Source organism: Phaeodactylibacter luteus, from assembly GCF_007993045.1.
GTDB classification, from domain to species: Bacteria; Bacteroidota; Bacteroidia; order Chitinophagales; family Saprospiraceae; genus Phaeodactylibacter; species Phaeodactylibacter luteus.
The window spans coordinates 19,879-46,210 of record NZ_VOOR01000019.1 but is presented as its reverse complement, the minus strand read 5'-3'; the positions used below and the strand labels follow the sequence as shown (position 1 = coordinate 46,210).

At 53.8% G+C, this 26,332-nt stretch carries 19 protein-coding genes and 1 tRNA gene; 17 read left to right on the top strand and 3 right to left on the bottom strand.

The window, feature by feature from the left end:
- The first annotated feature begins 230 nt into the window (after positions 1-230).
- The 7 genes from FRY97_RS10650 to FRY97_RS10620 all read left to right on the top strand — a co-directional run bounded on the left by FRY97_RS10650 (position 231) and on the right by FRY97_RS10620 (position 3,997).
- Complete coding sequence (locus FRY97_RS10650; RefSeq protein ID WP_170254590.1) at positions 231-830, top strand: L-threonylcarbamoyladenylate synthase; 600 nt, start codon at positions 231-233, stop codon at positions 828-830.
- Between the two features lie 161 nt (positions 831-991).
- Positions 992-1,065 (top strand) — tRNA-Arg (locus FRY97_RS10645).
- A 94-nt stretch (positions 1,066-1,159) separates the two neighbouring features.
- The gene (gene rpmB / locus FRY97_RS10640; protein ID WP_147167511.1) at positions 1,160-1,408 is read left to right on the top strand and encodes a 50S ribosomal protein L28; all 249 of its coding nucleotides are present in this window, start codon (positions 1,160-1,162) and stop codon (positions 1,406-1,408) included.
- A gap of 58 nt (positions 1,409-1,466) precedes the next feature.
- Complete coding sequence (gene rpmG / locus FRY97_RS10635; protein ID WP_147167510.1) at positions 1,467-1,655, top strand: 50S ribosomal protein L33; 189 nt, start codon at positions 1,467-1,469, stop codon at positions 1,653-1,655.
- A gap of 73 nt (positions 1,656-1,728) precedes the next feature.
- Complete coding sequence (locus FRY97_RS10630; RefSeq protein ID WP_147167509.1) at positions 1,729-1,905, top strand: DUF4295 domain-containing protein; 177 nt, start codon at positions 1,729-1,731, stop codon at positions 1,903-1,905.
- Positions 1,906-1,999: 94 nt separating this feature from the next.
- Positions 2,000-2,962, top strand: a complete 963-nt coding sequence (ftsY, locus tag FRY97_RS10625) for a signal recognition particle-docking protein FtsY (protein WP_147167508.1) — start codon at positions 2,000-2,002, stop codon at positions 2,960-2,962.
- A 27-nt stretch (positions 2,963-2,989) separates the two neighbouring features.
- Positions 2,990-3,997: a sugar phosphate nucleotidyltransferase gene (locus FRY97_RS10620; protein ID WP_147167507.1), complete on the top strand. Its 1,008-nt coding sequence runs from the start codon at positions 2,990-2,992 to the stop codon at positions 3,995-3,997.
- A gap of 241 nt (positions 3,998-4,238) precedes the next feature.
- Here the strand turns inward: FRY97_RS10620 and FRY97_RS10615 are convergent, their stop codons facing one another.
- On the bottom strand, positions 4,239-5,123 hold the full coding sequence (locus tag FRY97_RS10615) for a flavin reductase family protein (protein WP_147167506.1): 885 nt from the start codon (positions 5,121-5,123) through the stop codon (positions 4,239-4,241).
- Positions 5,124-5,289: 166 nt separating this feature from the next.
- Between FRY97_RS10615 and FRY97_RS10610 the strand changes: the two genes are divergently transcribed.
- The 6 genes from FRY97_RS10610 (at position 5,290) to FRY97_RS10585 (ending at position 11,417) form a co-directional block, all read left to right on the top strand.
- The gene (locus tag FRY97_RS10610) at positions 5,290-5,841 is read left to right on the top strand and encodes a TlpA family protein disulfide reductase (protein ID WP_147167505.1); all 552 of its coding nucleotides are present in this window, start codon (positions 5,290-5,292) and stop codon (positions 5,839-5,841) included.
- Positions 5,842-5,949: 108 nt separating this feature from the next.
- Positions 5,950-6,522, top strand: a complete 573-nt coding sequence (locus FRY97_RS10605) for a nucleotide exchange factor GrpE (protein WP_147167504.1) — start codon at positions 5,950-5,952, stop codon at positions 6,520-6,522.
- A gap of 67 nt (positions 6,523-6,589) precedes the next feature.
- A complete protein-coding gene (gene dnaJ, locus FRY97_RS10600) occupies positions 6,590-7,753 on the top strand; it encodes a molecular chaperone DnaJ (protein WP_147167503.1) in 1,164 nt (387 codons plus the stop codon).
- 110 nt (positions 7,754-7,863) lie between these two features.
- A complete protein-coding gene (locus FRY97_RS10595) occupies positions 7,864-8,346 on the top strand; it encodes a gliding motility lipoprotein GldH (protein WP_147167502.1) in 483 nt (160 codons plus the stop codon).
- A gap of 64 nt (positions 8,347-8,410) precedes the next feature.
- Complete coding sequence (locus FRY97_RS10590; RefSeq protein WP_147167501.1) at positions 8,411-10,348, top strand: tetratricopeptide repeat protein; 1,938 nt, start codon at positions 8,411-8,413, stop codon at positions 10,346-10,348.
- 28 nt (positions 10,349-10,376) lie between these two features.
- Positions 10,377-11,417: a zinc-binding dehydrogenase gene (locus FRY97_RS10585; RefSeq protein WP_147167500.1), complete on the top strand. Its 1,041-nt coding sequence runs from the start codon at positions 10,377-10,379 to the stop codon at positions 11,415-11,417.
- Positions 11,418-12,020: 603 nt separating this feature from the next.
- Here the strand turns inward: FRY97_RS10585 and carB are convergent.
- Both carB and FRY97_RS10575 read right to left on the bottom strand, forming a co-directional pair.
- Positions 12,021-14,840 carry a carbamoyl-phosphate synthase large subunit gene (carB, locus tag FRY97_RS10580; RefSeq protein ID WP_147167499.1) on the bottom strand — a complete coding sequence of 940 codons (2,820 nt, stop codon included), beginning with the start codon at positions 14,838-14,840 and terminating at the stop codon, positions 12,021-12,023.
- 145 nt (positions 14,841-14,985) lie between these two features.
- A complete protein-coding gene (locus tag FRY97_RS10575; protein WP_147167498.1) occupies positions 14,986-15,687 on the bottom strand; it encodes a hypothetical protein in 702 nt (233 codons plus the stop codon).
- 677 nt (positions 15,688-16,364) lie between these two features.
- Between FRY97_RS10575 and FRY97_RS10570 the strand changes: the two genes are divergently transcribed.
- From FRY97_RS10570 to greA, 4 genes are all read left to right on the top strand, one after another.
- The gene (locus FRY97_RS10570; protein ID WP_147167497.1) at positions 16,365-20,051 is read left to right on the top strand and encodes a carboxypeptidase regulatory-like domain-containing protein; all 3,687 of its coding nucleotides are present in this window, start codon (positions 16,365-16,367) and stop codon (positions 20,049-20,051) included.
- Positions 20,052-20,137: 86 nt separating this feature from the next.
- Positions 20,138-24,232 (top strand): hypothetical protein, encoded by a 4,095-nt coding sequence (locus FRY97_RS10565; protein ID WP_246141672.1) that lies wholly within the window; start codon positions 20,138-20,140, stop codon positions 24,230-24,232.
- Between the two features lie 129 nt (positions 24,233-24,361).
- Positions 24,362-25,432, top strand: a complete 1,071-nt coding sequence (locus FRY97_RS10560; RefSeq protein WP_147167495.1) for a PorV/PorQ family protein — start codon at positions 24,362-24,364, stop codon at positions 25,430-25,432.
- A gap of 411 nt (positions 25,433-25,843) precedes the next feature.
- Positions 25,844-26,320: a transcription elongation factor GreA gene (gene greA / locus FRY97_RS10555; RefSeq protein WP_147167494.1), complete on the top strand. Its 477-nt coding sequence runs from the start codon at positions 25,844-25,846 to the stop codon at positions 26,318-26,320.
- The last annotated feature ends 12 nt before the right edge of the window (positions 26,321-26,332 follow it).

Sequence of the window (26,332 nt, the reverse complement as noted above, 5' to 3'; positions counted from 1 at the left end):
ACCGTATCTAAGAGCGTCTTGGGATTTTGGCCTTCTAGTCGAGAACCGGAGCTTAGCCAAAGCTAAAGGATGGTTTTCGGGGCGAAGTGTAAGCAAAAAAGTGTCCCGCTGTCTAGCGGGACAGGCCGATTACTAAATTCCCAACACGCTCAAAAATAGGCATTTTCAACGGCTCTGCCTGATCGGCAGGTAAGCGTGTTATTACGTACATAACTGAAACTACTATGGGTATGATGACTTTTACAAACGGGAGGGCCCCGGCCGCTGCCCGTTACGACCTCAAGCCGGCTTTGCAGGTGTTGAGGCGTGGCGGCATAGTGCTCTACCCCACAGACACGGTGTGGAGCATCGGCGCAGATGCTACCTCGCCTGAAGCAGTGGCCAAACTGCGTGCTTTGAAAGAATTGGCTCCCGATGAATATCTCGAGCTATTAGTAGACTCCCCGGCTATGCTGCAACAGTACGTGGAAGAATTCCACCCGCGTATTGAGACCCTGCTGCACTTCCACCTCCGGCCGCTTACGGTACGCTACCCGGCTGCCCGCAACCTGCCTGCCGAAGCTTTGCACCCCGATGGGAGCGTGGCTATCCGTATCGTACAGGACGATTACTGCCGGGAGCTGATCCGTGCCCTGGGCAAGCCTGTCGTCGCTTTGCCTGCCGACCTCAGGCTGGGCAGGTTCCCAGCCAATTTCGGCGCCGTCAGCTCAGATGTGATCGAGCAGGTAGATTATATCGTTCATCACCGCCGCAGCGATAAGTCCTTGGCACAGCCCTCGGTGATGGTACAGCTTAGTGCCAAGGATGAGCTTGAGTTCCTCAGGGAATGATAGGGGCAGAAAAAACCCAAAGCTGGAAATTATTTTTCCGGCTTTGGGGTTTCTTTCTTATCTTTGCCATCCCGCAACGATAAGGCGGCAGCAACTTTTTTGAAAAATTATTTGCTGGATTAAAAACGCTTACTTATCTTTGCAGCCGCTAACAGCAAAAAGGCTCTGTAGCTCAACTGGATAGAGCACTTGACTACGGATCAAGAGGTTTCAGGTTCGAATCCTGACAGAGTCACTACTTCTCGAAATACCACACAACATCACAATCAGCTCAATGCCGCGAGCCTCAGTTGCCGAGCGTTGAGCTGTTTGGTTAAAAGGAATACGACATGTCTAAGGTTTGTCAACTTACTGGTAAGCGCCCGGTGGCCGGGAACAACGTATCTCACTCTAACCGCAAGACTAAGCGCCGCTTCGTACCCAACCTGCACAAGAAGCGCTTCTTCATTCCGGAAAAGAATGAGTGGGTGACCATTAAAGTCTCTGCGCACGCAATGCGCACTATTGATAAAATCGGCATTTACGAGTTCCTCAAGCGTCAGAAGTTCAAAGGCTTCGACGTTGGCGTAGAACTGTAAAGATATATTCTGGCTCGGTGGCCGCCCGCCAAGCCTTAAGTCTATAAATTTTTGAGCAATGGCAAAGAAAAGCAAAGGCAACCGCATTCAGGTTATCCTGGAGTGCACTGAGCATAAGAAAACTGGGATGCCTGGTACTTCCCGCTACGTTACAGAGAAAAACCGCAAAAACTCGCCTGACCGCCTTGAGCTGAAGAAGTACAACCCTGTACTGAAACGGGTAACGGTACACCGGGAAATCAAGTAGACTTGCCTGTATAGGCTGAATGGCTTACTTTTGTGGTGTCAATCTTCTCTAATTATTTTTAAATTGCAGCATAATGGCTAAGAAAGTATCTAAAAACGCCCGGGTCGCACAACGTGCCGCTAACGCAGGTTCAGGCCGCGACCATGTGAAAGTTATCAAGAGCATCAAGGACCCCAAAACGGGCAAGTACTCTTACAAAGAGGTGATGATCCACAAAGATGCCGTTAAGGATTTCTTCGCTAGCAAGTAATTCTGCTTGTTTACAAGCTCCATTGATATGCCAAGAGGCTTTTCTTTCGTGTAAAGAGAAGCCTCTTTGTATATTCCGGGCATAACCTATCACTATGAGTTTTTTCAAGAAATTTTTCAGCAAAGACAAGAAGGAAGACCTCGATAAGGGGCTCGAAAAAACAAAAAGCAACCTCTTTGGTAAAATTACCAAAGCCGTGGCCGGTAAGTCTACTGTAGACGACGAGGTGCTTGATGAGCTCGAATCTATCCTGATCTCTTCAGACGTAGGCTTAGATACCACCGTCAAGATCATTGACCGCATTGAGCAAAGGGTGCGCCGCGATAAGTATGTGACTACCAAAGAGCTGAATGAGCTGCTCCGCGATGAGATTGTGCAGCTGTTGGCTGAGCACAATACGGTAGATCTCGAAGACTATACCCTGCCCTCTGCCGCAAAGCCTTGTATCATCTTGGTTGTAGGGGTCAATGGCGTCGGGAAGACCACCACCATCGGCAAACTTGCGCATCAGTACAAGTCCCAAGGCAAAAAGGTCGTTCTCGGAGCAGGCGATACCTTCCGGGCTGCTGCCGTGGACCAACTGAAAATCTGGTCGGAAAGGGTAGGCTGCGACTTCTACAGCAAAGGCATGCAGGCTGACCCCGCTGCAGTCGCCTTCGAAACGGTACAGTACGCTATTCAGCACAATTGCGATGTCGCTATCATTGATACCGCCGGGCGTTTGCATACCAAAATCAACCTCATGAACGAGCTGTCCAAAATTCGCCGGTCGGTAAGCAAAAGCTTGGATGGCGCCCCGCATGAGGTCCTCCTTGTCCTTGATGCAACCACAGGGCAAAATGCTTTTGAGCAGGCTAAGCACTTTACCGATGCCACAGATGTCTCCGCCCTGGCACTCACCAAATTGGATGGGACAGCCAAAGGGGGGGTGGCCATAGGCATTTCCGATCAGTTCAAAGTCCCTATTAAGTATATTGGGGTAGGGGAAGGTATTACGCAGCTGCAAATCTTCAATAAGCGTGCCTTTGTCGAATCCCTCTTCGAGGGCGAGCTCTAGCCGCACCCCCTCGCCAAACTGTGTACCATGAAAGCCATCATTCCGGTTGCCGGCGCAGGCACCCGCCTCCGCCCGTTGACTTACACACAGCCCAAACCGCTTATCCCGGTCGCAGGGAAGCCGATCATCTCCTTTATCATCGATCAGCTGATCGAGCAGGGGATCCGTGACTTTGTTTTTGTCATCGGCTACCTGGGAGAAAAAATCCGGAATTATGTAGACCGGGCATACCCCCACATCAACCGCGAATACATTACACAGGATGACCGCCTGGGGTCTGGCCATGCCATCTGGACCGCCCGCGAGCTGCTCGACCCGGATAGCGATGTGGTGGTTTTTTTCGGGGACATCATCATTGATGTCGACTTCAAACGGGTGCTCAATAGCCCGGACTCCTGCCTTTGCATCAAAAAAGTACAGGACCCCCGCAAATTTGGGGTCGTGGAGCTAGGGCCCGGGGGCGAAGTCCGAAAGGTGGCAGAAAAACCGAAAATCCCTAAGTCGGATATGGCTATGGTGGGGTTCTACAAAGTGCGGCAGGCAGGCAAGCTCATTGAAGCCCTTGACTTCAACATCAAGCACAACATCCGCTCTAATGGCGAATTCCCCCTCACCGATGCCTTTATGCGGATGATTGAACAGGGGGCACGGTTCTCCACAGTGGTGGTGGACAATTGGTTCGACTGCGGGAAAAAGGAAGTCCTGTTGGATACCAACGCTGCATTCCTCGACCGCGAAGGTTATGCCTCTACCAATTTGCCCCAATTTGACAACTCCATTATCATCCATCCGGTCAGTATTGGGCAGAACTGTAAAATCTCCAATTCTATCATCGGGCCTCATGTCACCATTGGCAATAATGCACGCATCAGCCACACCATCATCAAAGACTCCATCATTGGGAATTACGCCCACATCAAGGAGGTCATCCTACAGCGCTCAGTGGTAGGCAACGATACGGCTATTACGGGCTTGCGCCAAAGCCTCAACCTTGGCGACAATACCGAAATCGATTTCAGCCTGCCACGGACATAAAAAGCGTTTGCGTGCAAACCAGATTGCCGTTTTTTTGCCTGCCCCCTCCGCAAGGATAGGGGCCTGCCCCTGCCGTGAGGGCAGGTGCCGCTATGCTACGGGGCTCGCTGTCCGCTCGGCCCCTCGCCCTACAGGCGTCGGGTCTGGCCTTCGGCCACCCCTTCGCAGCGCTAGGCCGATGCCAGGCTATAAACCCCGAAAAGCATAAACGCCTGCGACATTTTGGTTCACGCCCAAGCGTTTAGAGGGAGGCGGAAAGCCAGGCAATGCGTGCAGCGAGGGCCACTTCCTCCCGCGCTAGTGCTTTCTGAGCCAGTAGGTGCAGCGCTTGTACCGGGTCAGGGCTGTTCAACGCTTCCTGTATGTAGCTTTCCTCTTTCAACCTCAAGGCTTCTTCTGGAGCTGGGGGCTGAGGTATGCTGGCCAGCATGCCAAGGTTGTTCCCGGTCAGTACCTTGCTGTTCCGGATGCCTGCTGGAAGTTCATCAAACCCAATGCCCAGCACATTGACAGGCTGTACAATTTTGTGTATGGCCTCTCCACTGGCACGTACGTAAAAAGCCCGGCCCATGCGCCCCATCAGGTCTATTTTGTGGGGGTTGATTTTCCCATTCTCGTCCAGTACCTCTTCGCTGATGTGCATGCGGGCCACATCGCAGATGATGAGGTGCCCCGCCCCGCCTTGGTCACCCAAGGTGATGATATCCCGGACTTTACATTCCAGATGCGCTGGAGACTCTTTTACCCGGAAAGGCTTTACCAGGTCGGAGGCAATTGGGGTAAGGCCAGCCTTGCTGAACTCACTGATGGATGCTGGATAGTCGATGCTCGCTAGGGCCATTTGCCTGACGATATTATAGTTGACGGCATTGATGACCACCTCCCCGGTAGCTTCCACATTCCGCAAGGTATCCTTTACGGAGGCGTCCGTCCCTCTTCGGTTGGAGGAAAAAACGACCGTAGGCGGGTTGGAGCTGAAACAGTTGAAAAAACTGTACGGTGCGAGGTTGGGCACTCCGTCGGGGCCCAGTGTGCTGGCAAAAGCGATAGGGCGGGGAGAAACAGCACCAAGGAGGTATTGGTGCATGTCTTTAGTGGCAGTTAGAGCGGGATCGATGACTTTCATAGCGTATGTCAGAGCTTTTAGCTTCTATGGCTTGTACCGGAAGTAGCACAGCTAGCGGCTAATATATTATTTTTGCTGCTGTTTTTCAGGGGCGGCACCTCCGGCTCATACCTTTTCTGCATTGAGGTGTTAATGGGGTAGGATTTTACCCTAAAAAAGATGTAGCATGGCTAAAGTAAAATTCAGCATGGTGCTGAATATTTTGATATTGGGCGTAGTCGGGCTGTTAGTCGGCCGTTATTTTTACATGAAGCCCAAGTTTGTCAACGGAGAGGCCCTGCCTCAGATACAGGATACCCTGCGCAATGGCCAGGCATTTGAGCTGTCGAGCCTTAAAGGCAACTATCTCCTGGTAGATTTTTGGGGGAGCTGGTGCGGGCCCTGCCGCGCTGAAAACCCCAAGCTGGTAGCGCTGTTCGATGCTTACCAAGGGAAAGTATTTACAGATGCTGAAGGGTTTTACATCATCAGTGTAGGGGTGGAAGAAGACCGCAGCCGCTGGGAGCGGGCCATAGTACAAGATGGCCTTGACCGCTGGCCTTACCACCTGTTCGATCAGGCTACTAGCCTCCGCTTTTTCGATTCGCCTATCGCGAAAGAATTTGGCGTCAAGCAGGTGCCGACCAAATACCTGCTCAACCCCAAAGGGCAGATCATGGCCGTGAACCCCACAATAAGCGCAGTAGGTGAAATATTGGCCAGCCGCCAGGAAAACTGACAAGATGTCCGGTTATGGCAGCTGGCAAAGTAATTGCAGTACACAAGGCCGTAACGCAACCCGATCGAGCGGGCTGCTTGCTTTTGTGACCGTTTTAACTGTACAACCATGAGTGAAAACCACGAAAATAAAGATAGCTTGAAAGAAGAAACCACAGCCCAAGAAGAGGTGCAAAATGATCAGCAGGCTGCTGTAGAGCCCGAAATGTCTCAGCCAGAAGTAGGGCAAGAAGAAGATGGGGCTAGTTCTCAAAAACAGCTGGATGAGCTGAAGGACAAATACCTTCGGCTGATGGCTGAATTCGAAAACTACAAGCGGCGTACGGTGCGCGAGAAAATGGACCTGATGAAAAACGCAGCGCAAGACACCATGTCAGCTTTATTGCCTGTACTTGACGATTTTGACAGGGCCAGAAAAGCAGCCGATCAAAATGACAAAGGCAACCTGTTTGAGGAAGGTATCGGGCTGGTTTACAAAAAGCTTTACGATACGCTCAAGCACCGGGGGCTGGAGCCTATGGCCACAGATGGCGAGCCCTTTGACCCGGAAATGCACGAAGCACTGACGGAAATCCCGGCGCCTTCGGAAGAGATGAAGGGCAAAATTATGGATACTGTGGAAAAAGGGTACCGCCTCAACGACAAGATCATCCGCCATGCGAAGGTGGTCGTAGGCAAGTAGCCGGTTCTCATTCCTCAATTCAGCGGTGCTGGCAGGCTTGCCTGCTGAGCGCCACAATGTATATGCTATGGCTAAGAGAGATTATTATGAGGTCTTAGGCTTGGACAAAGGCGCAGAAGCGGCGGCGATTAAAAAAGCTTACCGCAAACTGGCCCTAAAGTACCACCCAGACCGCAACCCCGACGATAAGGAGGCAGAAGAAAAATTTAAAGAGGCGGCGGAGGCTTACGAGGTGCTCAGTGATGAGCAAAAAAGGGCACGCTATGACCGCTACGGGCATGCTGGCGTAAATGCCAATGCCGGCGGTGGAGGGTTTAGCGGCGGCGGCATGACTATGGAAGATATTTTCCAACAGTTTGGAGACATCTTCGGCGATGGCGGCAGCCCATTCGAGTCCTTCTTCGGCGGCGCCGGCCGTGGCCGTTCACGGGGCGCAGGGCAAAAAGGGACCAACCTTCGGATTAAAGTAGCCTTGACACTGGAAGAAATCGCCACAGGGGTCACCAAGCGCATCAAAGTCCGAAAACAGGTCACTTGCGATAGCTGTAATGGCAGTGGGGCCCGTGATGCTGGCAGCGTACAGACTTGCACCACTTGTCGTGGCGGCGGCTATGTGCGGCAGGTGAAAAATACTTTCCTGGGCCAGATGCAGACTACCGTCACCTGCCCTACTTGCGGAGGCACGGGGCAACAGGTCACTGCTAAGTGCAATAAGTGCGGTGGCGCCGGCACGATGCAGGGCGAGGAGACCCTGGAAATTGAAATCCCTGGCGGTGTAGAGGAGGGGATGCAGCTCTCGCTCAGGGGCAAAGGCAATGCAGGCCCCAAAGGCGGCCCTGCCGGGGACCTCTTGGTCAATATTGAGGAAAAACCTCACGACCACCTGCAGCGCGATGGCATGAACCTCGTCTATGAGCTTTACCTCAACTTTGCCGATGCAGCTTTGGGCACCTCCGTGGAAGTGCCTACTATCGAAGGTCGGGTGAAGATCAAAGTGCCGGCAGGGACACAGTCGGGCAAAATTTTCCGCCTGAAAGGCAAAGGCCTGCCAAGCGTGCAGTCCTATGGCCGGGGCGATCAGCTGATCCACGTCAATGTCTGGACGCCCAAAAAGCTGAACGACGAAGAGCGCACGCTGCTGGAAAAACTGCGCAGCATGGACAACTTCAACCCGCAGCCGGGCAAATCAGAGAAAGGGTTCTTCGAAAAAATGAAGGATTACTTCAAATAGCAGCCCACGCCCGGTACCACCGGGCGCTGAATAACGTTATCTTAGTTCTATTGCCGAGCCGGGGCTTTGCTCCGGCTCGCTCTTTTCTGGATATTGGTAAAACCAGCCCGATGAAAGTTTTAGCCCCTTTACTCTTCCTGGCGGTGCTCGCCTCTTCTTGTGGCCCTGATTATGTGTACCAAAAGTCTCACGATTTTCCGGAATCAGGGTGGGCCTATGCCGATAGCATCACATTCGATTTTGAGATACAGGACACCCAAGCCATCTACAACCTTTGGCTGCACTTGGGCCATACCACTGCTTACCGCAACCAAAACTTATACACCCGCATACATACCCGCTTCCCCGATGGCTCTAGGATTGCGGAAGTCCTGTCGCTGGAAATGGCGGGTAAAGGCGGCCAATGGAAAGGGGCGTGCCGAGGGCAGGGCTGCCACCTTGAAATCCCCATACAAGAGGGGGCGTATTTCAATCAGCCGGGCGCCTACCAAATTGTGATCGAGCAGTATATGAGAAGGGATTCCGTGCAGGGCGTTGAGCAGCTGAGCTTTCTTTTGGAAGATACAGGGCAAAAGCGTGGCAATGCTGAATAGCCATTCGGACAGGCTTCGGGGAATCTCTATCTTAAAGCCTTCAAAGCCCATTGGGGGGCAATAGATGATCCTGATTATGAATGCGAGGCGTTTTTTCTTTTTGTTGTTCGCTGTTCTCGGCATGGCTATGGTTTTTTGTACACGCGAGGTGGCTGTGCCGGTCAAGAGCAGCCCCTATGTCAGCCTTCAGGGCCCGGTAGATTATGTGGGCATGAAAACCTGTCAGTCCTGCCATGCTAACATCCACGAAACGTTTATCCACACTGGTATGGGGCGGTCTTTTGACCGGGCTACCCAAGAGAAGTCTGACGCTGCCTTCGGAGATCATGCCTTGGTATACGACGAGGCTTCCGATTTTTATTACAAGCCTTTTTTCCGCGACAGCCAGATGTACGTGCTGGAGTACCGGCTGGAAGGAGAGGACACCGTATACCAAAGGCTAGAAGAGATAGCTTATATCGTTGGTTCTGGGCAGCATACCAATTCCCATATCCTCGACATCAATGGCTATATCTACCAGGCTCCGGTCACTTACTATACGCAGGAACAGCGTTGGGACATGGCTCCGGGGTTCAGGGGCGACAATATCCGCTTCAGCCGGTTGTTGGCCTCTGAGTGCATCACATGCCACAACCACTTCCCTAAGCTGGAAGAGGGCAGCATCAACAAATTTACTGAAATGCCGTCGGGCATAGCCTGCGAGCGTTGCCACGGGCCGGGGGAAGCCCATGTGAAGGAAAAGCTGGCCGGGAATATCGTAGACACCTCCAAAGCCATCGACTACTCCATCGTCAACCCTGCAGATTTGCCCAGGGATTTGCAAATGGACCTTTGCCAGCGATGCCACCTGCAGGGCATCGCAGTGCTGAACCCCGGGAAGACCTTTTACGATTTTAAGCCTGGCATGCCCCTAAGCGATGTCGTTAATGTTTTCCTGCCTCGCTATACCGACTCCCATGAGCGTTTTATCATGGCTTCTCAGGCAGACCGCCTACGGATGAGCGCTTGCTACCTCAATTCAGACATGACCTGCCTGACTTGCCACAACCCACACCGGAGTATAGAAGCGACGGCTCAGTCGCAATACAATAATGCTTGCCAGGGCTGCCACCAAACGGCGGAGCAGGTACAATGCGCTGCGCCTCAGGCTGAGCGAGCTGCTGCCGGGGACGATTGTTCGGGCTGCCATATGCCCCGCTCCGGGAGCATTGACATCCCTCATGTAAATATCACAGACCACTACATCAGCCGGGATAACATCAGGGGGCAGAAGGCCAAAAACAGCAAGCAGGTAGCGCCTGCCTTCCTGGGGTTGGAGATTTTGACAAAGGAGGAGGGCAGCCCGTTGGAAATGGCCAGAGGCTACCTGGCGATGTACGATAAGTACGTGCAGGCCGATATGGTGCTGGACTCAGCTTGGGCGCACCTTGAGCGGAGCCAGGCACAGGAGGGTGAGCAGCTGCCTGTCCGCATCCATTATTATTTCGCGCGCAAAGACTACGCTGCCCTGCTGAAGCTGGCGGACGGTGCCGAGCCGGAGAAGCTAGCTTCGGCCTGGCCCGCCTATCAGGTCGGAGAGGCGCTGTTCCAGGCCGGGCGCTATGCAGAAGCACTGGGCTTTTATCAGCGTGCATGCGAGCTGCTGCCGTTGCACCTCGACTTTCAGGAGAAGCTGGGCGCTACCTACCTGCAGCTGCAGCAGTTGCCAGAAGCGGTCAAAGTGCTGGAGGGGGTGCTGGAGGAAAACCCGAAGCGCCCTGTAGCCTGGACAAACCTTGGGTTTGCGCACGTGTTGCAGGGGCAGGCCCGGAAAGGGGAAGCATGTTATGACCGCGCCCTGGCCCTTGACCCTGATGCCGTGCAGGCCCTGTTGAACAAAGCAGCGGTCCGTATGCTGCAATACGATAAGGCAGGGGCGCTGCAGCTGGTACAGCGGGCACTGCGGGCGGCGCCCGCCCACCCCCAAGCGAGGGCACTGATGCAGCAGCTCACCCGCCGTTGAAAAAAAAGGAAACCAAATACTCAAGGGGATGGAAGCCATAGCATATACCCTGCAAGCAAAGCGGGGGAAGTGGAGCACCGGAAGTTTGTCGGGCATGAAGGCCAAGGAAGTCGAACTGCCTCCTCCGGGCAAAGGGGAAGTCACGATAGCGGTAGAGGCCATTGGGCTCAATTTCGCAGATATTTTTGCCATTTGGGGGCTGTATGGGGCCACGCCTCAGGGCTCCTTTACGCCCGGATTGGAATATGCAGGCCGGGTAGCTGCTGTCGGGAAGGGGGTCGGGTCGGTAAAGGAAGGGGATGCAGTCATGGGCGTTACCCGTTTTGGAGCATACGCTACGGCGTTGAACATAGATGCCCGTTATGTCCTTCCTTTGCCTAAGGGCTGGGACATGGCGGAGGGCTGTGCTTACCTGGTACAGGTGCTAACCGCCTACTATGGGCTGTTGCGCTTGGGAGATTTGCAGCGGGGGCAGGCGGTGCTCATACATAGCGCTGCTGGGGGTGTGGGCATCTGGGCCAACCGGATTGCGAAAGCTTACGGTGCTTATACGGTTGGCACTGTGGGGAGCCATCACAAGCTGCCCCTGTTGAAGGAGGAGGGGTATGACAAGGGCATTGTCCGAAGCCCTCAGTTCAAAAAGGATTTGCTGGGCGCTTTGGAAGGGCGGCAGCTCAACTTGATTATGGAGTGTATAGGCGGCAAAATATTTAGGCAGGGGTATGAAGTGCTGGCACAGCAGGGGCGGGCGGTCGTTTACGGTGCTGCACGCTATGGCAGTGTAGGCAACCGGCCCAACTATTTGCGGCTATTGTACCAATACCTGACCCGGCCCAAGATCGACCCGCAAAAGATGCCAGAGCACAACAAGAGCATTATGGGCTTCAACCTGATTTGGCTGTACCATCGTGCAGAGCTGATGCATGAGCTGCTGGCAGAGATCAGCGAATTGGAACTGGGCAGGCCCATTATTTTTCAGCGCTTTTCGTTTGAGGATTTGCACGAGGCGGTGCGGGTGTTCCAGAGCGGCAGCACCGTGGGCAAGGTTGTGATAGCAGTTGGGGAGTGAGCCTGGGCAATGCCTGGCGCCGGGCGCAAACCAGGTTGTTGTTTTTGGGCTTGCCCCTGCTGAAAGGATGGGGGGCCTGCCCCTGCCATGAGGGCAGGTGCCGCTATGCTCCGGGGCTCGCTATCCGCTCGGCCCTGTCGGGCTTGCAACCCCTTCGCAGCGCTAGGCCAATGCCAGGCTAAAGCCCGAAAAGCTTAAGACTGTGTTGGGAATTCGCTTTTGGAGCGAATGTAGTCAAATTTCATGCTGAACAAGACGCGATATATTCAAGAATGGGACAAAAGGGCCCCATTCTTGAATCCAATAGCCTGAGCTAAGCGACTGAAGAGCAACGAAGTGCAGGATGAAATTTGGCAAATGCAGCCCAAAGGGTGAAATCCCAACACCGTCTAAACGCCCGCGACATTTTGGTGCACCCCCCTGGCGCCTGAGCGATGTGGAGCTGTGGCCTGCAGGCCAGCCCCGCTGTTGGGGCGGGGCCGAGCGGTAGCGAGCAGCGCAACGTAGCGGCCCCGCTGGCAGAGCGGGGCGGCCCAAAAAGTAAGCCCGCTGCAGCAGGGGCGCTGAGCGGGCTTGGCTATTGGCTGGCTACCTGTACTCCCCCTAGCGGGTGAGGTACATATAGCGCTGTTTGTCGAGTTCGCGGAAGAAGGGGTCAGAAAGGTCTTTGATGAACCGGATGGCTTCACCGGTAGATTTCATTTCTGGCCCGAGGTTCTTGTCCACGTTCGGGAATTTATTGAAGGAGAAGACCGGCACTTTGATGGCGTACCCGCTGGGGCGGGGCTTGATGTCAAAGTCTTTCAGTTTGTGCGTGCCGAGCATGATTTTGGTAGCAATTTTCAGGTAAGGCACCTGATAAGCTTTGGCGATGAATGGGGTGGTGCGGGATGCCCGTGGGTTGGCCTCAATGACGTACACCTGATCGTCTTTGATGGCGAACTGAATGTTGATGAGCCCTCGAATGTCAAGCGCTTTGGCCAGTTTTTCCGCGTATTCTACCATTTTGTTGATGGCCTCAACGGAGAGGCTGTAGGTAGGCAGCACAGCGGAGCTGTCGCCGGAATGTATGCCAGCGGGCTCGATGTGCTCCATGATGCCCATGATGTGGACTTCGTCCCCGTCGCAGATGGCATCAATTTCGGCTTCCTTGGCTCGGTCTAGGAAGTGGTCGATGAGCACGCGGTTGTCGGGCAAGTGTTTGAAGATGCTGAGGACATGCTTTTCGAGCTCTTCGTCGTTGATGACAATGCGCATACGCTGTCCGCCGAGGACATAAGATGGGCGGACGAGGGCCGGGTAGCCGGTCCGTTTGGCGATTTGGAGGGCTTCGTCAGCGTCGTTGGCCACGCCGTATTCGGGGTAGGGGATTCCCAGCTCTTTGAGCAGGTCGGAAAAAGCGCCCCGGTCTTCGGCCAAGTCCATATTCGGGAAACTGGTGCCGATGATCTTGTAGCCTTTGGCGTGTAGGGTCTCTGCCATTTTGAGGGCAGTTTGCCCGCCGAGCTGAACGATGACCCCTTCAGGCTTTTCCAGCTCCATGATTTCTTCGAGGTGCTCCCAGAAGACGGGCTCGAAGTAGAGTTTGTCAGCCATGTCAAAATCGGTAGAAACCGTTTCGGGGTTGCAGTTGATCATGATGGCTTCGTATCCGGCCTCTTTGATGGCCAGGAGCCCATGCACGCAGCAGTAGTCAAACTCAATGCCCTGGCCGATGCGGTTGGGGCCCGACCCCAAGACGATGACTTTTTTCTTGCCTTCAGAGGGGATGCTCTCGTTTTCCTGGTCGAAGGTAGAATAGAAATAAGGGGTTTGCGCTTCGAACTCTGCGGCACAGGTATCGACCATTTTATAGGTACGGCGGATGTTGAGCTTTTTCCGGTAGGTAGCCACTTCTTCCTCTTGGATGCGCATGACCCATGCGATCTGTGCATCGGAGTAGCCTACGGTTTTGAGCTCGCGCATGAAGTCGGCGGGGATATCTTCGGCTACGTTGTACCGCATGAGCTGCTGTTCCATTTTGACCAGCTGCTTGATCTGTTTGATGAACCAGGGGTCAATGCGGGTGAGCTTTTGGATGGTTTTTTCTGGTACACCGAGGCGGAGAGCGTCTTTGAGGCGGAAGATACGGTCTTCGCTGGCTTTTTCGAGCCGCTCGAGGATGTCAGTGGTTTTGATCCACTCTTTCATATCGGCGCCCAAGCCCATGCGGTTGTTCTCGAGGGACTGGCAGGCTTTCTGCAGCGCTTCGAGGAAGGTGCGCCCTATGCCCATGACTTCCCCCACGGATTTCATCTGCAGGCCGAGCTCGTGGTCGGAGCCTTGGAACTTATCGAAGTTCCAGCGCGGCATTTTGACGATGACATAATCGAGGGTAGGCTCAAAGTACGCAGAAGTATTTTGTGTGATCTGGTTTTTGAGCTCATCGAGGGTATAGCCGATGGCCAGTTTGGCCGCAATTTTGGCGATGGGGTAGCCGGTAGCTTTGCTAGCCAAGGCAGAAGAGCGGCTGACACGGGGGTTGATTTCGATGACGATCAGCTCTTCTGTTTCCGGGTTGAGGGAGAATTGGATGTTGCATCCGCCAGAGAAGTTGCCCAGGGAGCGCATGGCTTGAATGGCTTCGTCCCGCATCCGTTGATAAGCAGTATCAGAGAGGGTCATAGCAGGGGCAACGGTGATGCTGTCGCCGGTATGTATGCCCATGGGGTCGAGGTTTTCGACCGTACAGATGATAACGACGTTGTCGTTGGCATCGCGCAGGAGCTCGAGCTCGAACTCCTTCCAGCCCAAGACCGCTTTTTCGACGAGTACTTCGTGGGTAGGGGACATGCTCAGGCCTCGGCGCAGTGCAGGGTCAAAGTCTTCAGGTTTGTGCACGAAGCCGCCGCCGGTTCCGCCCAGGGTATAGGAGGGCCGGATAACGAGGGGGAAGCCGATGTGCTGAGCAGCGTCTTTCCCTTCGAGGAAGGAGTTGGCGATTTTGGAAGGGGCTACGCTGAGCCCGATATCGATCATGTGCTTGCGGAAAGCCTCCCGGTTTTCGGTGAGTTCTATGGCAGCAATATCGACGCCGATGAGGCGGGTGTTGTATTTTTCCCAAATGCCTTGTTCATCGGCCTCTATAGCCAAGTTCAATGCCGTTTGGCCGCCCATGGTAGGGAGGACTGCATCAATCTGCTTTTCCTCAAGTACCTGAATGATGCTCTCGGTCGTCAGGGGCAGCAGATAGACGTGGTCAGCGGTAACCGGGTCGGTCATGATGGTAGCCGGGTTATCGTTGATGAGGGTGACTTCTATCCCTTCTTCCCTTAGCGAACGAGAGGCCTGCGAGCCTGAATAGTCGAACTCGCAAGCTTGCCCAATGACAATTGGGCCGCTGCCCAGGATGAGGACGGATTTGATAGACTGATCTTTCGGCATTTTGCTTGATTTTTCCGGAGCGGGGTGATGGGCAGGAAGTTGCCGGGCTCCGGGCAATTACAAATTGCACGCAAAGATAAAACAGTTCGGGCGGCTAACCCCAAGGCAGGGATAGGAAATTTGAGGAGGCGTCTCCCTTTTTGTGCTATTCTACTACTTCTAAAGGGATCGTCTGGGTATAGAACTCGAGGTCAGCGGCTACGGTAAGCCCTTTGGCTCGTGTGAGGGCCCGTTTTTTGCGGACGAGGTATAGGGTGTGGGCCCCGGGGCTGAGCCGGTGCAAGCGGGCCCCGGCAATGGCGAACTCGTTTTTGTTCAAGGGCCCTGTGAGGGTAATGCTAGAGGCCCTGCTTTGTGCATCGCTGAAAAGCAGGACCAGGCTCTCTTGCTCACTGAGCTGCCCGTTGTCTACCTGAAGCGTGAAGCCATCTGTTAGGCTGGCTTTGCCCTCTTTGATACGGAAGCTCCCTGGAGTGGGCATTTGAAGGGGGACGGACAGCGGCGCTCCGGACAGCCCGGCGAAAGAAAAGGTATAGGTGGTATCGTAGGGCTGTTTGGCGATGCGCTGATACCGCACCACATTATTGGGCAGGTAGCGGGGCGGCATAAGCTGGCCTTGTAGCCGGAGCCCGCCTTGCAGCCCGGTGGGCTGTGCGGTGGCGAGGCTGTCGCCTTTAAGGAAGGATGCGGTGGCTTTCAGCTGCCCTTGTGGCTCTATGTACCGGATGAAGAGCTCTGCAAAAAGCTGAGGCCCAGGCTGGACGGTAGCGTTAGGGCCGTCGGAAAGGCAGCTGCTGGCTGAGAGGGCGAGTAGGGCGATCAACAGTGGGGGCAGGTATCGGGCCATTCTTTTTTCCGGTAAATGTACTAAGCTCCAGCCGAAAGGGGAAAGCAGCTCCATTGCTTTTTAATGGACTTGATGCGTTGGGGATCATTGTAGAGTAAGAATGGCTGCTTCCTGCACATGGGCCCGGGCATGCCGTCTATCGAGCGGCTTTCCGGGCAGCCGCGTTGGGGCAGGGAAGCCCGAGCTGCCGGCAGAGGCTTAATTTTTTTTGGTATTTGTCTGCTAATACCCATCAGAACGGATGTCGGCAGAGCGACAGCAACATCATACTTGGCATTTGAAAGGGAAGCGTTATATTTGCCCACTGCGTTGTCCACCTGAATTGCGTTTTCCAACCCCCAAAACCCCACTTTAGCTTCAAGAGCTCAGGGGCTTAAGCCCCGGCGGATGAGCTGCACCGCAGCTTTACAGCGTGGGGTTGGCGCAATCAGAAACCTGACTTTTATAGATAAATGATGGTGCTAGGGCTTTAGAAAACGCTACTTTTGAAACGCAAGGGGAGTCATCAGGGGCCATTCTGCTCATTTTGCACCCTTAAATGCCAGCGGCTAATAATGAAATAGCTTAACCGGGAAAAGGTCCGTTTGTACAGCCAACACCATCTCTCACCGGGTAAGTCAATTTTTACACTTGTTTAGGAAACCATTGGTTTGTCGAAATTTTAAAACAGGAAATTTATGGTACGTAATTTACTCTTGTTATTCGCATTCCTGTGCTCTGCAGTAGTCGCCATCGGGCAGACTTCGCTTCAGGGCAAGGTAGCGGACGACACCGGAGAGCCGATTATTTTCGGTTCGGTGGCGCTCTTCCGCAACGGAGTGCTGATTACAGGTGCTGAGACCGACTTTGACGGCAACTATGCCTTCAATGAGCTCGATCCCGGCACTTACGCTGTTGAAGTCAGCTATGTTGGCTACAACAAACAACGGGTCGAAGGTGTACAAGTCTTCGCCGGTAAAGCCAACCGCCTTGATGTCACCATGACCTCTGACGCGGTCAACCTTGAAGAGGTGATTGTAACCGACTACAAGGTCCCTCTTGTAGAACAGGACAACACCACTCAGGGGGCAACTATCACGAGCGATCAAATTAAAAACCTGCCTACGCGTAATATCAACGCCCTCGCAGCAACCACAGCAGGCCTGGCCAGTGCGGATGAGGGCAGTGCGATCGCGGTGCGGGGTTCTCGTAGTAATGCAACCGATTACTATATTGATGGCATCCGGGTACGGGGCAACCTGATCCCGGAATCAGAGATTGAGCAGCTGCAAGTCATCACCGGCGGTATTGAAGCGCAATATGGTGACGTAACGGGCGGTATCATCTCTATCACCACAAAGGGGCCATCCAATTCTTTTTCCGGTGGTGTGGAAGTGGAAACGACCAATTTCACCGGCCCATACAACCAAAGCCTTGTAGGTTTCAACCTTTCCGGCCCGCTGATCAAGCGCCGCAATGAAGATGGCACCAAGGGGGAATCAATCTTGGGCTTCCGTTTGGCTGGCCGTATCACCGATCAGCTCGACGATGACCCTCCCGCTACGGCTGTCTTCCGGGTTAAAGAGGAGAAGCTGGCCGAGCTGCAAGCTAATCCGGTTATCGAAATCGGGGGCAATCAGTTCATCGCAGCAGACTTCCTGACCAACGATGATGTGGATGTGCTGGATTTCAACCCTGAAGAGAACTACCGCCGCTACGACCTGACGGCTAAGCTCGATGCCCGCCTCAGCGATGCTATCGACGTAACCCTGACGGGGCAGTTCTATGATCAGTCCAACCAATTCACTCCAGGCAACTGGCAGCTGATGAACACGGTGGGCAACCCTACTGCTTTTGAGCAGAACTACCGGGGCAATTTCCGTTTTCGCCACCGCCTTGGCGGCAATAGCGGAGAGGAAGGCAGCGGCTCTTTAATCCAAAATGCTTCGTATACGCTGCAGTTTGGTTATGAAAAGAACATCTATGACCTGGAAGACCCCCGCCACGGTGACAACCTCTTCAACTATGGCTACGTGGGCAACTTTGAGCAGGAATGGCGCCCAACTTGGGAAATCCTCCCTGATACGTCGGTAGGCTTAGTGGCCATCCACACGGATTATCTGCAGGTGCTGACCAACTATACGCCGGACGAGAACGTCAACCCAATCTTGGCGAATTACAATAATGTATTCCGCGAAGGCGACGGTTTTGACCTGCCTGCTACCATTCAGGGTTTCAACGCTTTCAACGGTGTGACCAACTCTGTGTTCTCCAGCTCTTGGGGCTACCACACCAACGTGGGCACGGTATACAACCTCAACCGCAAGACAGAGAACGACACTTACACTTTCCAGGCGCGTACTTCTTTCGACCTGGTGCCAGGTGGCTCAGATAAAGGCCGCCACAACATTCAGATGGGCGTATGGTACGAGGAGCGGATCAACCGTTCTTATTCCATCAACCCACGTGCCCTTTGGCTGCTTGCCCGTCAGTTGGCGAACAGCCACATTCAGGGTATCCCATTTGGCGACGATTCCCGCCCTATCAGCGATACGCTGCAGGTGGTGCCAGTATTTGACGCAGAGACAGGAGCGCCTATCATCAACCCATTTACGGGCGAGCAATTCCAGGGTGCTATCCACGATGTGGTCATTTCACCGGGCCCGGAAGCGCAGTTTTACGAGCGCCTCCGTCAGGTTACCGGCGATGGGCTGAAAGACTTTGTGAATATAGATCAGCTGTCTCCGGATCAGCTGAGCCTCGATATGTTCTCTGCACGAGAATTGAACGACTTCGTTGTCAGTGGCAGCCCTATCCTCAACTACTATGGATACGACTACCTCGGCAATGTTTACAATGGTACATTTGATGATTTCTTCACTGCACGTGACCCTCAGACGGGGCTGCGCACCTTCCCGGTAGCGCCTTTCCGTCCTATCTACGGTGCGGCTTATATTCAGGACAAGTTTACCTTCAAGGATATCATCTTCCGTTTGGGCGTGCGTGTTGACCGCTACGATGCGAACACAAGCGTACTGAAGGATAACTACTCCCTATATGAGATCATAGGTGCAGACGACTTCCACGCACAGTTTGGAGGCGAGCGCCCGGGCAATATTGGCGAAGACTACAAAGTCTATGCGAACGAGAACGGCGATCTGGTTCAGGCTTACCGGAATGGCGATCAGTTCTTCTTGCCAAATGGCAACCCGGTGAACAACCCCTCTCTGATTTTCCAGGGCGGTGTGATCAATCCGGTTTATGCCAATGAGCGTGCCCGTGAGGACATCGACTACATCAAGAAGGAGGACTTCAATCCGGATGCATCTTTCGAAGACTATGAGGTACAGGTGAACGTGATGCCTCGTTTGGCTTTCTCCTTCCCAATTTCGGATGAGGCCAACTTCTTTGCGCACTACGACATCCTCGTACAGCGTCCGCCTTCCAACGCTATCGCTTCTCCACTTGACTACTTCTACTTCTTTGACCGGTCTAACCTGGACAAGAACAACCCGAACCTGCGCCCTGAGCGCACAATCGACTATGAGGTAGGTTTCCAGCAGAAGCTGTCCAACTCTTCAGCATTGAAGATTGCAGCTTACTATAAGGAGATGCGCGATATGATACAGCTGCGTACTTTCTTCCCCGTCCCTGTTATTGGCCGTTATACGACCTTTGACAACCTGGACTTCGGTACCGTAAAAGGGTTTTCTTTTGCATACGATCTGCGCCGTACAGGCAACCTGTCGCTCAATGTAAACTATACCCTTCAGTTTGCTGATGGCACAGGCTCTGATGCTACCTCTCAGCGGAATGTTGCCAACCGCGGTGTACTGCGTACACTGTTCCCGCTGAACTTTGACGAGCGCCACCGTATTGTAGCTGTGATGGACTACCGCTATGGCTCTGGCAAGCGCTACAACGGGCCTCGCCTGTTTGGGGCAGACATTTTTGCAAATGCTGGCTTGAACTTGCAGGCGACTGCGGTATCTGGCCGCCCCTACACCAAAACACTGCAGCCGCTTGAGTTTGGCGGTGCAGGTGTAGTCGGCTCTATCAATGGTGCGCGTCAGCCTTGGAACTTTGTCCTGAACCTCCGGGTGGACAAGAACTTCAATATTGGCAACAACCTGGGCCTGAACGTTTACTGCCGGGTGTCGAACCTGCTTGACCGCCGCAACGTTATCAACGTTTATTCGGCCACAGGTTCTCCGGACGACGACGGCTACCTGGCTTCTGCATTTGGACAGGGGCAGCAAGAAAGTATTGCGGCTTCACAGCGTAGCCTGCAATCTTTCCTGGCTTCCTATCAGTGGCGGATGCTGAACCCCGACTTCTTCAGCCTTCCACGGCGGATTTATGTGGGTGCCATCTTTGACTTCTAATAAAGGGGCTTCCCCGGCTGCCGGTGTATGAACAGGCAGCCGGGCTATGCACCGCTCTTATTTTCATTCAATTAAAAATGCGTGTTATGCGTAAAATATTATTCACTTTTTTGGGGGCCGTGTTTGCGGTTGGTATAGCCTCGGCTAATATCAACCCCAATCAAGAGAAAGCCCCTGACAGTAACCGGATTACGTACAGGGACAACTGTGATGTAGCCAAAGCACAACGCGATCAGTCTATCAACAACGTTCGTGCCCGCCTGACTACCGGCGGTGACGTATGGTGGGATGGCAACGATGGCCGCTATGTAGTACCTAAAGTGCCTCCCGGGGTGCCCGAGGTATCCTCTATCTTCGCCGGTGCCGTATGGCTGGGCGGAATCGACGCCGCGGGCAACCTAAAGCTGGCTGCACAGACGTACGGCCGCTCAAGCGGTAGTACCGACTTCTGGCCTGGCCCGCTTACCCCGCTTGATGCGGAAAACCCCGGTGTCACCGATCAGGAGACCTGCTCCAACTGGGATGCCTTCTTCGTGGTAACCGGTGCCGAAATCGATGAGCACTTGCGCCTTTACAATGCATCTGTAGATAACGGTACAGCTTACGAAGAGGCGCTCATCCCTCGTGGTGTGCGCGGGTGGCCTGCTAAGGGCAACCCTTACTTCTTCGATGTGAACGGTTTTGAGCTGCCAAATACCGATCAGGGCCTTGCTGGCTTTTGGGACGAGGACGGCGACGGGCTCTACAACCCGCTCAACGGCGATTACCCGATTATCGAAGTCCGTGGGTGTGTGACGCCACAGTACCCCGACGAAATGGTATTCTGGATTTACAACGATAATGGCAACGTGCACACTGAGTCCAATGCGGACCCGATCCGTATGGAGATTCAGGTACAGGCTTTTGCCTATGCGACCAACGATGAGCTGAACGACATGACGTTTCAGCGTTATAAGCTGATCAACCGTGCTGTAGAGCCGATTGACAGTACCTTCTTTGCGATGTGGGTAGACCCCGACTTAGGCTGCTATACCGACGACTTTGTAGGTTGCGATACGGTACGTAGCATGGCGTATGTATACAACGAAGATGCCCTTGACGGGCAGACGGGCTGTACTTGCCCGGGCGGTGTGAACACCTATTGCGATGAGGTGCCCCTGCTGGGGGTCGATTACTTCCGTGGCCCGCTCGGCCCGAAAGTGATTCAGCCAGATGGTTCGCTGACCAACCCAACCCTGGGCGAGGAGCCGGACACTATCGTAGAGCTTGGAATGACTTCCTTTACCTACTACAACAACGGTGGCCAGGGTGGCCCGCCTCCGGGCACTGCTGACCCCGGCCAGCCGATTGAATACTACCGCTACCTGACAGGCAGCTGGCGCGATGGTACGCCTTTCACCTATGGAGGCGAAGCTTATCAGGACGGCACTGAGCCCGTAGATTATGCCTTTACTGAAGCGCCAGACGATCCGGACGGCTGGTCTATGTGTACCGCTGATGTTACGCCTGGCCGCGACCGTCGTACCATTCAGGCTTCTGGGCCTTTCCGCCTCGATCCGGGTGCGGTAAATGAGCTGATTGTAGGTGTGGTATGGGTAGCTGATCAGCCTTACCCTTGCCCTGATATCCGTCAGCTGCAGCAGGCCGATGATATCGCGCAGGCACTGTTTGACAACTGCTTTGACATCGTCGACGGCCCTGATGCGCCAGATATCGATATCATCGAGCTGGACCAAGAGCTGATTCTGGTGTTGACCAACGATACGTCAATTGCTGCTTCTAACAACGCTTTTGAAGCTTATGCTGAGCGTGGCTTGGAAATTCCAGAACTGGTGGAAGACAGCCTTTACCGTTTTGAAGGGTATAAAATTTACCAGATGTCTGGCCCGAACGTTGGTTTGAGCCCAGATAATGTGGACGATCCTTCCCGTGTGCGCCTTGTCGCTCAAGTAGATGTCCTCAATGGCATTGAGCGCATCTTCAATTGGGAACCTGTGGACAACCCGACGGGCGATCCCTACTATGTCCCTGTACTCAAGGTGGAAGGCCGCAACCGCGGTATTCAGCATACATTCCGCATCACGGAAGATGCTTTTGCAGAGGGCGACCGCTCGCTCATCAACCACAAGAAGTACTACTTTGCGGCTGTCGCATATGCTTTTAATGAGTACGAGCCGTTCGACCCCGAGCGCATTTTGGGGCAGCCTGAGCCCTACCTCGAAGGCCGCCGCAATATTGGGCCAAATGGAGACGGCCTGCCTTACACCGCTATCCCTCGCCCAATCACGGACCGCAGGCTGAATGCCCAATATGGAGATGGTGCCGTTATTACTCGAGCAGATGGTGTAGGTACAGCTGAGAACTTCCTGGACCTGAGCGACGAGACCCGGGCTGCCATTGAGGAAGCTATTGCTAACGATGCGCAATATGTAGGTGATCTGACCTACCGCGCAGGACGTGGGCCAATCAATATTCAGGTGTTCAACCCACTTGAAGTGGTGGATGGCAACTACGAAATCGAATTTGTAGATGGCGACCCCAACGACAATACCTTGGATCAGGACGCACGTTGGGTACTGCGCAGCGTAGAGAACCCTGATGTCGAGATCATGTCTGCCCGCACCATTCAAGTACTGAATGAGCAGATCATCCGTGAATTTGGCTTCACTGTCAACATCGGGCAGGTTTCAGAGCCGGGTACACAGGAGACAGAAGACAATGGGTATATTGGTTTCGAAGTAGAGTACGCCAACGGCGACAATGCTTTCCCTTGGCTGTCATGGATACCTGAAGATACCGACTTGAGCCAAGCGCCTGGCGATGACGCCCTCTTCAACTATATGTCGACCCGTGATGGCGAGCGCGATGCTGTGCTTGACCCCGATATGGGCCTCACACAGTACGGGGAAGGGCCGATTATGCCTTACTATATGTTGGACTGGCGCTCACGCGGTGAGTTTGACCTTCCGTTCCTTAGCCCGGTATGGACCAACAACAGTGCTAGCGGTATCATCCGCAATCAGATGGATCTGGCGGACTTGAGCAATATCGACATCGTATTTACTTCCAACAAGGACCTGTGGAGCCGTTGTGTAATCGTAGAATCGGCCAACCGTTTCTACACAGATGCGGGCTTCGAGACTCAGGGCGGCGTTTCTCAGTTTGACCTGCGCGCTGCGCCTTCTGTAGGCAAAGATGCAGGCGACAACGGCCTGCCTGCTCCCGATGGCGATGATGTAGGTATGGGCTGGTTCCCAGGCTATGCTGTAGATGTGGAGACTGGCCAGCGCCTGAACATTTTCTTTGGTGAAAACTCTGTCTACAACGCAGACAACTTCCTCCTGACCGATGTGGCATTTGAGGATGGCATTACTGGAGCAGATATGATGTTCAACCCATCTAGCCAGCTGTTGCTGCCAGAGGTAGCCAACCTGGGCATGCTTCCGGTTTATGCTGGCGGCCAGCACATGGTATACGTCACTAAGACCCCATACGATGGCTGTGCAAGCCTGCGCGACCGCCTGAAGCCAGGCGGCAGCCCGCTGACCAAGGTGAGCAGCCTCCGTCAGATTGTATGGGCTGGCATGATCTTGGGAGCTGAGGACGCCCGCATGCTTAGCTACGCAGAAGGCCTCATCCCTGAGGATGTGACTGTGAAAGTACGTGCTACTAACCCATACCAGGTAGAAGTGGACAACGAAGACGTAGACGGTGATCAGCGTACTGGAAGTGGTGAGAACAACTACCACCCGCTGTACCGCTTCAGCCTCGAAGGCCGTCAGGCCGCAGCGCTGGACGAAGTCGGTATCGAGAGTGCATTGGACATGATACAGATTGTGCCCAACCCGTACTATGGCTTCTCCGACTACGAGACTTCTCAGTTTACTACTACGGTTAAAATTACCAACCTGCCTGCGAAGTGCGTGGTGACCATCTACTCCCTTGACGGCAAGTTCATCCGTCAGTACAACCGGGATGAGGTAGGTGCTGTGCCAGAAGGCAACAACCGTGCAGTGGAGCGCAATCAAATTACGCCAGCGCTTGAGTGGGACCTGAACAACAGCAAGGGGATCCCAATCGCCAGCGGTGTTTACCTTATCCATGTATCCGCTGAGGGGCTGGGCGAGCGCACCATCAAGTGGTTTGGTGTCAACCGTCAGTTTGACCCATCAGGCTTGTAAGCTGGGCAAGGATAAGCAATAAATCAGGCTGCCAGCCGCCGTTACGGCTGCGTAGCGAACGGTTTAACCAATCAGGTGACTGCTGCCCCCCGATAAAAAACGGGGGGCAGCCACCTCAAAAAAATACGTATGACAAAGTTTACTAAACTACTTTTTGCACTGGCACTGGCGTGCGGAGTTGCGGGTACTGCCTCAGCAGGCAACCCGGACCGTCAGGGTGAAGCAGGCGCTGCACAGCTGCTGCTGAACCCATGGGCGGAAAGTGCCGGCTTGCACTCTATGACGACCTCGTTCGTCTCTGGTGTTGAAGCCATGCGCATCAACGTGGCGGGCTTGTCCCGTATTACCAAAACAGAAGTGCAGCTTGGCCATGCGCGCTACCTGGAAGGGACGGATATCGCCCTCAACGCGCTTGGGGTTTCCCAGCGCATCGGCGAGTCAGGTGCTATCGGCATCAGCCTGATGTCAATGGATTTCGGCGACATCCCTGTTACGACTACTGATCAGCCGGAAGGGACTGGGACGACTTTCTCTCCTAGCTTTTTCAACTTGGGCATTGGGTATGCTCACACTTTCGAGAACAAAATTTCGGTAGGGGTATTGTTCCGTGGAGTCTCTGAGTCTATTGCGGACGTTAGCGCATTCGGCTTTGCACTTGATGCAGGTGTTCAGTATGTCACTGGCCCGGCAGACAACTTCAAGTTCGGCATTGCGCTGCGCAACATCGGCTCCCGGATGCAGTATGGGGGCGAAGGCCTCACTACTCAGGGCCCTTCTCCCAACAACGGCGGTTATGAATTGACCTTTAATCAGCGGACTTCAGACTTTGAGCTGCCTTCCATGCTGAATATCGGCCTTTCTTATGACTTCCTGATTACTGGTGGTACCCACCGGGTTACGGTGCTCGGCAATTTTACTTCCAACTCTTTCTCTCAGGATCAGATTGGCGGTGGGGTGGAATACTCCCTCAAGGATATGTTCATGCTCCGTGGCGGTTACCGCTACGAGTTTGGCTCCAATGATGCAGACACCTTTGATGACCCGATCTACTCTGGCCTCAGCGCAGGCGCGAGCATTGCAGTACCCCTCGGCAAGGACACGCCTGAGCGCCGTGCCACTCGTTTTGCAATTGACTACGCCTACCGGGCTACCCGGGTTTGGGACGGTACCCACAACATCGGTGTGCGCATTGCCTTGTAAAGCGCCGATGGGATCTGTGGTAGATCGCACGGTGTAGTGCTTGATTTATTCAGATTTTATCCATATTTTTGAATTTCGATACGGTAAGAACGCTTTTGCCACTAGTGCAGGAGCGTTCTTACCTTTTCATATATGGTAAAGAAGCTCGCTTTTTCCTCTCTTTCCTCGCTTTTGCAACTGACTGTACAGGGCTGACGAAAAGTAAATAGTCAAGCCTCAATAGCAAGCCCCCCGAAAGCACAATCGCAGGGGCAGGTCGGTAAAATTTCAACTTGAGAAGCAACGAAAGCAATTTTTTGGCGCTGCCGGACTGGCAGGGCAGGTGATAAGCAAGCTTAATTTTCAGACCGAGCCTAAAACCCGTGCTTGAAAACGGAAGGAAGGGGCTCATGCTATAAAATGTAAGTGAATATGTCTGGCATTAATTATCTGACGAAAGAAGGTTATAACCGCCTGAAAGCCGAACTGGATGAAATGAAGACGCAAGGGCGGAAAGAAGTGGCTGCCGCTATCGCTGAAGCCCGGGAAAAGGGCGACCTGTCGGAAAATGCAGAATACGATGCAGCCAAGGATGCTCAGGGCATGCTCGAGCTGAAAATCAGCGAATTGGAGAAAACCTTGGCCAATTCCCGTATCCTGGACGAAAGTCAGTTGGATACCTCAAAGGTGACCGTGCTCTGCAATGTGAAAATCAAAAACGTAAAAACCGGAAAATCGGTAAAATACAAACTGGTGTCAGAATCGGAAGCTGACCTTAAAGCTAAGAAAATCTCTGTCAGCTCGCCTATAGGCAAGGGCCTCTTGGGCAAAGCAGTAGGAGAGGTTGCCGTCATTGATACCCCACGGGGCAGCATGGAATTTGAGGTGGTAGAAATCTCTATCAATTAGCAGGCGGGCGGC